Origin of the sequence: Streptomyces sp. CG 926, from assembly GCF_003148825.1 — a bacterium.
GTDB lineage: Bacteria > Actinomycetota > Actinomycetes > Streptomycetales > Streptomycetaceae > Streptomyces.
Genome location: NZ_QGGZ01000004.1, coordinates 24,351 through 33,933, shown reverse-complemented (window position 1 = coordinate 33,933; position 9,583 = coordinate 24,351). Strand labels below are relative to the sequence as shown.

General features: G+C 74.5%; 10 protein-coding genes. 5 read left to right on the top strand and 5 right to left on the bottom strand.

All coding sequences use genetic code 11. The annotated features are described in order from the left end of the window. The first annotated feature begins 59 nt into the window (after nt 1-59). Nucleotides 60-917, top strand: coding sequence for an alpha/beta fold hydrolase (locus BCL76_RS12255; protein WP_109779522.1), 858 nt, complete (start codon nt 60-62; stop codon nt 915-917). A 51-nt stretch (nt 918-968) separates the two neighbouring features. Here BCL76_RS12255 and BCL76_RS12250 read toward each other — a convergent pair whose 3' ends face one another. Then, entirely contained in the window at nt 969-1,481 is a 513-nt protein-coding gene (locus BCL76_RS12250; protein ID WP_109779521.1) for an HAD domain-containing protein, read from the bottom strand. Nucleotides 1,482-1,540: 59 nt separating this feature from the next. Here BCL76_RS12250 and BCL76_RS12245 point away from each other — a divergent pair, with 59 nt between their 5' ends. Then, nucleotides 1,541-2,269 (top strand): MOSC domain-containing protein, encoded by a 729-nt coding sequence (locus tag BCL76_RS12245; protein ID WP_109779520.1) that lies wholly within the window; start codon nt 1,541-1,543, stop codon nt 2,267-2,269. A 92-nt stretch (nt 2,270-2,361) separates the two neighbouring features. Continuing rightward, the gene (locus BCL76_RS12240) at nt 2,362-2,997 is read left to right on the top strand and encodes a hypothetical protein (RefSeq protein ID WP_146228359.1); all 636 of its coding nucleotides are present in this window, start codon (nt 2,362-2,364) and stop codon (nt 2,995-2,997) included. Here BCL76_RS12240 and BCL76_RS12235 read toward each other — a convergent pair. After that, nucleotides 2,981-4,594 carry a carboxylesterase/lipase family protein gene (locus BCL76_RS12235; RefSeq protein ID WP_258309572.1) on the bottom strand — a complete coding sequence of 538 codons (1,614 nt, stop codon included), beginning with the start codon at nt 4,592-4,594 and terminating at the stop codon, nt 2,981-2,983. The two genes, BCL76_RS12240 and BCL76_RS12235, sit on opposite strands and share 17 nt — an antisense overlap. A 184-nt stretch (nt 4,595-4,778) precedes the next feature. Between BCL76_RS12235 and BCL76_RS12230 the strand changes: the two genes are divergently transcribed. Then, a complete protein-coding gene (locus tag BCL76_RS12230; protein WP_109779517.1) occupies nt 4,779-5,768 on the top strand; it encodes a hypothetical protein in 990 nt (329 codons plus the stop codon). A 151-nt stretch (nt 5,769-5,919) separates the two neighbouring features. Here BCL76_RS12230 and BCL76_RS12225 read toward each other — a convergent pair whose 3' ends face one another. Genes BCL76_RS12225 through BCL76_RS12215 form a run of 3 tightly spaced genes read right to left on the bottom strand, consistent with a single transcriptional unit; the run spans nt 5,920 to nt 8,623 of the window. Then, nucleotides 5,920-6,945 (bottom strand): NAD(P)/FAD-dependent oxidoreductase, encoded by a 1,026-nt coding sequence (locus BCL76_RS12225; protein ID WP_109779516.1) that lies wholly within the window; start codon nt 6,943-6,945, stop codon nt 5,920-5,922. Then, nucleotides 6,942-7,523, bottom strand: a complete 582-nt coding sequence (locus BCL76_RS12220; protein ID WP_109779900.1) for an isoprenylcysteine carboxyl methyltransferase family protein — start codon at nt 7,521-7,523, stop codon at nt 6,942-6,944. The genes BCL76_RS12225 and BCL76_RS12220 overlap by 4 nt, the downstream gene beginning before the upstream one ends. A 38-nt stretch (nt 7,524-7,561) precedes the next feature. Next, nucleotides 7,562-8,623: a type III polyketide synthase gene (locus BCL76_RS12215; RefSeq protein WP_109779515.1), complete on the bottom strand. Its 1,062-nt coding sequence runs from the start codon at nt 8,621-8,623 to the stop codon at nt 7,562-7,564. A gap of 76 nt (nt 8,624-8,699) precedes the next feature. Between BCL76_RS12215 and BCL76_RS12210 the strand changes: the two genes are divergently transcribed. Further along, the gene (locus tag BCL76_RS12210) at nt 8,700-9,575 is read left to right on the top strand and encodes a UbiA family prenyltransferase (protein ID WP_258309570.1); all 876 of its coding nucleotides are present in this window, start codon (nt 8,700-8,702) and stop codon (nt 9,573-9,575) included. Nucleotides 9,576-9,583: the final 8 nt, after the last annotated feature.

Below are 9,583 nucleotides of genomic sequence, written 5' to 3'. Positions count from 1 at the left end.
GGATTAGTGTCGTGTCGTCAGTCGGAGATTCCGACGACACATCCGTAGGGGGACCCGCCATGCCCGTGACCGACACCTCCGCCATCGCCACCCACGCCCTGGCCGTCCCGGGCGCCACCCTGCACTTCCAGGTGGTGGGCCGAGGCCCCGTCCTCCTCCTCTCCCAGAGCGGCGAGGGCGATGCGGACCGCACGGTCGACCTCGTCCCGCACCTGACCGACACCTTCACGGTCGTCACCTACGACCGCCGCGGCCTGTCACGCAGCACCCTCCACGACCCCGCCCGGCCCGTCACGATGGCCGAGCACGCGGACGACGTCGCCCGCCTGCTGGCCGAGGTCACCGACGGGCCGGCGTCGATGGCCGGGTTCAGCATGGGAGCCGCGATCGGCCTGCAGGTCGTGGCCCGCCACCCCGGCCTGCTGAGCACGCTGATCGCCCACGAACCCGTGATGCCGAACCTGCTGGCCGAGGCGGACCGCGCGGAACACCTGGCCGAACTGTCCGCCATCCAGAACGCCCACAGCACCGGGGGCCTGACCGCCGCGTTCCCGGCGATCGCCCTACACCTCGGCATCGACCCGGCGCACGACGCGACCGAGGACGACCTCACCCCCCAACCGCTGACCCCGCGCCGACAGGCCAACTTCGGCTTCTTCATCGGTACGGAGTTCACGGCCGTCACCACGGACGATCTGGACCCGGCGGAGGCGGTGCGGGCCGCCGCGCGAGCCGGTACGAGGATCATCGCGGCGACGGGGCGGACCACCCGGCCGACGGTCCACACCTACCGCTGCGCACTGGCGCTGGCGGCGCGACTGGACACGGAGCCGGTCGAGTTCCCCGGCGGCCACAACGGGAACACCGCGTTCCCCCGCGCGACGGCGCGCACGCTGAAGGCCCTCCTCGGCCGCTGACCCGACGGCGTGGCATGGCACGGCTCGACGCGGTGGGCCGAGTCCCGGCGGCTACCCCGCGCGCAGCCCGGTCCGCAGCCCGGTCCGCAGCCAGGCCCGCAGCACGCCGAGGTCGGCCTCGGTCAGGCCCTGTCCCGGATCGACCCGGTGCAGGAGGGCCCGGCCGGGATGGCGGGCGGCCACGTAGGTCCGGTCGGCGCCGGTGATCTCGTCGTCGACCCAGATGAAGGACCGCCCGGCGGCATGGTCGATGAGCGTGGGGGTCTTCCAGTGGATCCCGCCCCGCCCGTCCTCGTCGGAGGGCTCCGGCCAGACCACCACGGGCAGTTCCGGCAGGCCGAGCCGGGGCGCGACGCACTCGTTGGCTTCCGCCATCCAGGTCGTGGCCCACACCAGCTCGCACGGCAGCGCCGCCAACCCGGGTCCGAGCGTCGGATCGACCCGCGCGAGCAGGGGATTCCCCTCGTCGTCGCCCGCGGGGTACGGGCCGGCCCCGAACGGGATGAGGGGTCCGTCGACATCGAGGTAGAGCAGTACGGGGGTGGTGGAGGCGGAACCGGTCATGAGGCCACCGTAGTCCTCCCGTGCATAGGTGATGATCTTGATGGGCGGAGGTCGGAGCGGTGGCGGCGCACGTGGGCGTGATAGAGCGGTTGTGGCGGTACCCGATCAAGTCGACGGGTGGCGAACGGCTGCGGAGCGTGGCCGTCGACGAGCGGGGCATGGTGGGCGACCGGCTGTTCGCCGTACGGGACGCTGAAGGCAAGTTCGGCTCGGGCAAGAACACCCGGCGCTTCCGGCGCATGGACGGCCTGCTCCACCTGGGCTCCCGCTACCCGAACAACGCCCCGGAACCGGGACCGCCCGAGCTGCTCGACCCGCACGGGAACGTGGTGGCCGACCCCACGGCGTACCTGCGCGACCACCTCGGCCGTGAGGATGTGGAGCTGGCCCGCGAGGGGGAGATCTCGCACTTCGACCAACTGCCGCTGAGCGTGCTCACGACCGCCACCCTCGACCGGATGCGCCGCGAGGTGCCGGGCGTACCGGTGGACGAGCGCCGGTTCCGCCCGAACATCCTCGTGCGTACCCCGCCCGGCACCCCGCCCTTCGTCGAGGACGAGTGGATCGGGCGCGAGGCCACGGTGGGAGCCACCCTTCGCATCGAGTTCCTGCGCTCCAGCGAGCGGTGCGTGATGACCAACCAGGCCCAGCAGGACCTGCCGCACTCGCCGCTGATCCTGCGGGCGATCGCCCGCATGCACGACAACCGGCTCGACGCGCTCGCCAGGATCGTCACTCCGGGAACGGTCCACGTCGGGGACCGCCTGGTGTTCGAGCGAGAGGGCTGACGGGGGTTCTCGCCGGGTGACGGGAGGCCGAGGTGCGCGGGGTGGAACCCGGGCCGCCCAGATCGCCTCTTGATGGCCGAGGGGGGATGGTCATGACGAAGACAGCGGTGTCCGTGACCGGGCGGCTGGTGGTGGCGGGGCTGCTGTGCGCCGCCCTGGCGGCGTGCGGAACCACACGGGCGGGATCGGTCGCGGCGCCCGCCGGTGTACCCACGCTCGCCACGGCCGAGTGCGATCTCGACGTGCCGACGGATGAGGACACGGGCGCGTACGCCGGTCCACCCACCGATCAGGAGACGGGCGGGTACGCAGGTCCGCCGACCGATCAGGAGACGGGCGGGTACGCGGGTCCGCCCACCGATCAGGAGACCGGCGCCTACGTGGGCCCACCGACGGACGGTGAGATGGCCAACGGCGGTGGCCCCTGCGGTCCGGCGGACTGGTTCGACATGACCCGCGACTTCACCGCCTACCACCTCAAGCACGAGGCCGACGACGGATACGCGGACGAGGTCGCGATCAAGGAGGTCCGCGTCCGCAAGGTCCGCACGGTCGGCGAGGCGCGGATCACCTTCACCACCGAGGAAGTGGGCAAGGGCCGAGGCGACGCCGCCCGCAGCATCGCCAAGGTGTTCGCCGCCTGGCGGCACGAGGTTTACGGGGACACGGGTACGGTGACCCTCCACACCTCCTCGGGCCCGCGGCTGAACATCACCGAGTCCTGGTGATCCCGGGCCACCGCGCGTCCCAGAGCGCGCAGTGGTGCTCCTCCCGCGCGTCCACCGTGCGGATCCCGCCCGCCCCCGGCGCCAGCGACAGCACCGAGGCCGAAGCCCGATCACGCGGCCACGGCGGCTCTCCGGGCGCGGCCGGAACACCCGTGCGGGCGAAGCCGGTCCAGTAGCCGGCCATCCGGTCCGCGAGCTGCCGCTGCGGTTCGGTCAGCGGCGCGATCGCGAACAGGTAGGGCAGTTCGGAGCCGTGCGTCGCGCCGAACGGCAAGTCCGGCCGCGCCGGTAGCCCCGTGAAGTCGGGCGCGTCCCGGTCGCTGAACCGGTACGTGTACACCGGCACGTGCCGGCCCAGCGCCGCGCCGTCCCGCAGCGTCGGGCAGGCGAACGACGCGTCCGTCAGCACGGTGGCCCACGCGACCGCCGGGGTCGCGAAGGCGGAGACCGGATAGGTGGCCTCCACGGCGCGGGCGGTCGGCGGGTCGAAGGACCGCTCCATCCGGGCCCGGTAGGCGGCCGCGTCGGGGATCGGATACCCGGCCAGGGTCTGCGCGAGGAAGAGGCGCATCTCGTCCTGGTCGAAGCCCTGGACCACCGGCACCCGGTGGAACCGGCCCGCCTCCAGCGCCCGCCGCGGCTCCAGCGGCAGCACGCTGTTGCCGTAGGAGACGAGCGAGAAGCGCTGCATCAGTTCGGCCGTCGCCAGCGCATCGGTGTCCAGCCGACGCAGGCAGTCCAGCACCTCACCGGGTCGGTCGCAGCCGAGCCGGGCCGCCGCCAGGGCGCCGTCCGCGACGGTGCGCGGCTCCGGCACGAAGGGCTCGTACGTGCCGAGGCCGGGCAGCAAGGACCGCGGCGGCGCCGTGGTCGAGCACGAGCCGCTCTGCACGATCGCCCGGTGGAACAGACCTGCCGACGCGGGGGAGGTGAGGTGCGCGCAGACGCTGAGGGCACCCGCCGATTCGCCGAACACGGTGACGTTGCCCGGGTCGCCGCCGAAGCGCGCCGCGTTCGCCCGTACCCAGCGCAGCGCCGCCCGCTGGTCCGCGAGGGCGAAAACGGGCGCCCCGCCGAGCTCCGGATGACCGAACAGACCGAAGACGCCCAGCCGGTAGTTCACCGTCACGACCACCGCGCCGCCCTGCCCGACGAGCCGCTCGGGCCGGTACGCGTCGCCCGCGCCGCTGAAGAAGCCGCCGCCGTGGAACCAGACCATGACCGGGCGCCCCGGGCCCCCGGCGGCGGCCCGGCCCGCCGGAGCGGTGACGTTGAGATACAGGCAGTCCTCCGAGCCGGTCGGCCCACCCGGCCCGACCGCCGGCAGCTGCACGCAGCGCGAACCGGGCGCCCCGGCATCACGTACGCCCTCCCAGTCCGACACCGGCTCCGGCGGTCGCCAGCGCAGTGGTCCGGTCGGGGGAGCGGCGAAGGGGATCCCCTCGAACGTGTCGTACGTGCCGTGCCCCAGTCCCCGTACCCGCCCCCGATCGGTGTCCACGACGGGCCGGTCCGGACCGGGTGCGGCGCCCAGCAACAGCAACACCACGGGGACCAGGAGGGCCCACCGGCGGGTGAACCGGCGAAAGTCGGTCACGGCCGGACGCCCCTTCCCCCTCGGGGCCCGGGGCCGAGTGCCCGGGCGAGGACCCCCGTTTGCCCGCCCCGAATGGCGCAGTGAGCGGAAGTGGCACTCAATGTAACAAAGCGTGCGCTTCCCATGACGCACGATGACCGGCGCGCGATTGCGTAGACCCGCGCGTCGGCGAACGGAGCTTTCCATGAATGACCCCATCACCCTCGCGGCGAAACAGCACGAAGACCGCCACGGGACCCCCGACCCCATCGCACCGGACGAGCCGACCACGCCGACCGTGCGGACCCTGCTGGAGACGGCGGCCACCTGCCGTCCGGTCGAGGAGGTCACCGCACTCGTGAGCCTCCTCAAGGAGGGCGGCCCGCTGCCCGACGCCGGGCACGACGCGCTGCGCACGGCCGCCGTGACCCGACCGGTGCAGGACGTACGACGGATGGTCGCCCTGCTGGGCGAGTCGCCGCAGGAGGTCGCCGAGGCGGACCTCACCCTGCGCGCCGCCGCCGTCGGACGGTCCATCGAGGACGTCGCCCTGCTGGTGACCATCCTCGGCAAGGAGGACGCGGCCGAGACGGAGCGCCGAGGACGTGCCGGGCCGGCCGATCAGGCCGCGCCGAACGCCGGCCGGACCGGACCGTCCGGACCGTCAGGCCCGCGCGCGGAACCCACCGCCCGGCCCGCGGAGGAGAGGCACGAGGCACCGCACGAGCCGCGGAACCCGGAGCTGTACGACGCCCCGTACCAGCAGTCGCCCCGGCGCCCCGCACCCGCCGAGCCGCCCGCGGCCTCCCGCGACCGGGCGCTGCGGCGCGTCCTGCGCTGGCCCGTCGCGATCACCCTGCTGGTCAGCGGCGCCCTGCACCTGCCGAACGACCTGACGGCCCTGCCGTTCGCGTCCGCCGTCGACTACCTGCCCCTCCTCGTCAGCGTGCTCTGCATGGTGAGCGGCGCGCTGGTGGCGCTCCGGGACACCACGGCGGTGTGGCGGGCGGGCGCGGCCGCCGCTCTCGGCGTGGTCGCGCTGCACGTGCTGGGCGGGTCGCTGCGGTACGACCCGCTGGCAGGCGCGGTGGGCGGCACCCTGGCCTGGGCCGGAGTCGCCGTCGTGCTGTGCGCGGCGGTCGGCGCGGTCCTCGCTGGCCTGGCCCTGAGGAACCGCCAGGAGCCCTCGGCCTGACCGGCCCCGGGGCCCCTCCCCGCCCCAGCTCCACCGGAACGGCACCCCGCGCCCCGTGCGCGGGGTGCCGTTCGGTTCGCGGTCTCTCGGACTCGCGGAGTCGGGCGGGTCCGGGCCCGGGCGCGGGCGCGATCTCGGTCGCCGGGCGCGGTCACGCGAGGAGGTTCACCGCCCGGGTGAACACGCGCGGGAGCCGAGCGGCGGTCGGGACGATCCGTGGCGCGAGCCGTGGCCGGTGACGGGCCCACAACAGGGAGGCGGTGAGTGCCCGGTAGCTGCGCGAGAGGTCCCGCCAGGCCTGCTCGTAGGCCTGCGGGCGCCCCGCCCGCACACACCGCACCAGTTCGCCCGCGGCGGTCACGGCCAGGGTGAGCCCCTCGCCGGTCAGCGCGTCCACGTATCCGGCCGCGTCCCCCACGAACAGCACGCGCCCCGCCACCCGTACGCGGGCCCCCTGGCGCAGCGGTCCGGCACCGCGCACCGGCGTACCCGCCGCCGCGGCCAAGCGCTTCGACAGTGCCGGGAAGCGGGCCAGCTGTACGTCGAACGGGGCCTGATCGGAGGTCAGCACGGCCACGCCGATCCGGTCGGGCCCCAGCGGGGTGACATAGGCCTCGCACCGTTGTGACCAGTGCACCTCGACGAGGTCGCTCCACGGCTCGACGGCGTAGTGGCGGCGCAGCCCGTAGCGTGCCGGGCTGCGCGGCGCGCGCGGCGCCGACAGGCCGAGCCCGCGCCGGACGGGCGAGTGCAGGCCGTCCGCCGCGACCAGATAGCGGGCGGTGAGTCCGGCCGCGTCGACCTGGTGCACGTCCTGGCGTACCTGGTCCACGCGCCCGGGGAGCACCCGTACGCCGAGTTGCGCGGCGCGTTCGGCCAGCGCGGCCTGGAGTTCCGTGCGCCTGGCGCCGAGGCCCGGGCCGGACCGGAACAGCCCCTCGGCGTGCCGGCCGCTCACGCCGTCGACGTAGCGGATGCCGTGGAACGGCTGCCCGGCCACGGCGACACCCAGCTCCCGGAGGTGGCGTACGCCCCCCGGCATCAGGCCCTCCCCGCAGGCCTTGTCGATGGGGGTGGGCCTCGGCTCGACGACCACCACCTCGAGGCCGGCGAGCGCGCCGTGGATGGCGGTGGCCAGACCGGCGGGGCCGCCGCCCGCGATCAGCAGGTCGATCACGAGGCGGCGCCGGCCGAGGGGACGGAGGCGGGCGCCCGCAGCCGACCGCCGTCGGTGAGGGCCGCGTCCTCGCAGCCGATCCGTACGCGCAGCAGGAGCAGGTTGAGCACGGTGAAGCCGAGCGCCGTCATCCAGGCGGTGTGCACCAGCGGCAGCGCGACGCCTTCCGCGACCACCGCGACGTAGTTGGGGTGGCGCAGCAGCCGGTACGGCCCCGCCGCCACCAGGGGCAGCCCGGGAACGACGAGCACCCGGGTGTTCCAGCGCTTGCCGAGGGTGGCGATGCACCACCAGCGAAGGGCCTGTGCGGCCACGGCGACGGCGAGGGCCGACCAGCCGAGCAGGGGGACGAACGGCCGCCCGGTCGCCCAGGGTTCCACCACGCATCCCACGAGCAGCGCGGTGTGCAGGGCGACCATGGCCGGGTAGTGACCGCGGCCGTACTCGCGGCCGCCGCGGGCCAGGCTCCACGCGGTGTGACGGCGGGCCGTGATCAGCTCGGCGAGCCGCTCGGCGGCGACCAGACCGATGAGCAGCAGATATGGGGCCAGGGAGGGGGAGATGGCGGAGGGGGTCATGGCGGAGGAGGTCATGGCGGGGATCGAGATCATCGGGGTCACCAGCGCAGGAGGACGAGTTCGGACGCGAAGCCGGGACCGAAGGCGAGCATCAGCCCGACCGATCCGGGCCGGGGCGGGCCCGCGCTCTGGACGCCGTCCAGGATGTGCAGGACCGAGGCGGAGGAGAGGTTGCCCACGGCCGCGAGCGAGCGCCGGCTGGCGGCGAAGGCCGACTCCGGCAGCGCGAGGGCGTCCGACAGGGTGTCGAGGATCTTCGGGCCGCCGGGATGGCAGATCCAGGCGTCGACGTCAGAGGGCTTGAGGTCGTGCGCGGCGAGGAAGGACTCGACCTCCTCGGCCACGTGCAGCCTGACCAGATCCGGGAGTTCGCGGCCCAGCACCATGCGCATCCCCCAGTGGCCGATGTCCCAGCCGAGGAGGTGCTCGGTGCCCGGGTAGAGGTGGCTACGGGCGGCCACCACCTCGGGTCCGGTGCCGGTGGTGTGCAGGGGGTGGTCGCGGCCCACCGCCACCAGGGCGCCGGCGCCGTCGCCGAACAGGGCCCCGGCCACGAGATTCGCCATCGAGGCGTCGGTGGACTGGAGGGTGAGCGAGCACAGCTCGGTGGACAGCAGGAGGGCCGCGTGGCCGGAACGGCCCGTCAGATGGTCGTGGACATGGCCCACTCCGGCGGCGCCGGCCGCGCAGCCGAGGCCGAAGAGCGGCACCCGCCGTACGTCGGGACGTAGACCCGCGCGGGAGGCGAGACGGGCCTCCAGCGAGGGCGTCGCGAGCCCGGTCACCGTGGTCGACATGACCAGATCGACCTCACCGGCCGCCAGACCGGCGTCGGAGAGGGCGAGTTCGAGGGCCCGGGCGCCGAGCTCCAGGGCCGTCTCGATGAAGAGGGCGTTCGTCGCGCCGAAGTCGTTCCCCGGACCGTACCGCTCCAGCGGCAGCGCGAGATGTCGGCCGTCCACGCGCACCGAGCCGTGGACGCGGCGCAGCAGGGCGGTGTCGGAGCCCGGAGGCAGGAAGCGGGCGAGCGCCTCCGTGATCTCGGCCTGGGGGTGGCGATGAGGCGGGAACACGCTGCGCACTGCCAGAACACGTGTCATTCGTTCACCATAGAAAACAACTGACACATCGTAATGAATCAGGCGAACCGGGCGCGGCGCCGCATACCGTGTCGCCGTGCCCGCGACGCGAACCACGCAGACCCACGAGAACGCCGCAGCCACCGCGAGCGCGGCGTCCGGCCCCGCCCTCGTACGTGGCCTGGCCGCCGCCTGCCACCCGCTGCCCGCGGCCGCCGTCACCCTCTTCGCCGCGGCCCTGACGGCCGCCGCGGGGCACGGCCCGGCGCAGGCGGCGCTCACCGTGGGCGCGGTGGCCGCCGGACAGCTGTCGGTGGGCTGGTGCAACGACCGGGCCGACCTGCGGCGCGACCTGGCCACGGGCCGAGCGGACAAACCGCTCGTCGCCGGTACGGTGCCGGCCGCGGCCGTGACCTGGGCGGCGGCCGGGGCGCTGCTGCTCTGCGTCCCGCTGTCACTGGCCTGCGGGCTGCTCGCCGGGGCGGCGCACCTCGTCGGCGTGGCCGCCGCCTGGGCCTACAACCTCAGGCTGAAGGGCACGGCCGCCTCCTGGCTCCCGTACGCCCTGGCCTTCGGCCTGCTGCCCGCCTTCGTCACCCTGGGCCTGCCCGGAGCCCCTTGGCCGCCCCCGTGGCTCACGACCGCCGCCGCCCTCCTCGGCGCGGGCGCGCACTTCGCCAATGTGCTGCCCGACATCGAGGACGACCTGGCCACCGGTGTGCAGGGGCTGCCGCAACGGCTCGGTCGCCGGGTCTCGGCCGCCCTGGCCGGGCTGCTCGTCCTCGGCTCGACCACCACCCTGGTCGTGGGACCACCGGGGCGGGTGACGACGTACGGCTGGATGCTGCTCGCCGCGACCGCGACCGTACTCCTCCTCGCGGCTCGCCGGCCCGCGGGAAGGCTCCCGTTCCTGGTCACGATGGCGGTGGCCGGAGCCGATGTGATCCTGCTGGTCGTCGAACTCCGCCCGTGAGCCGCCGC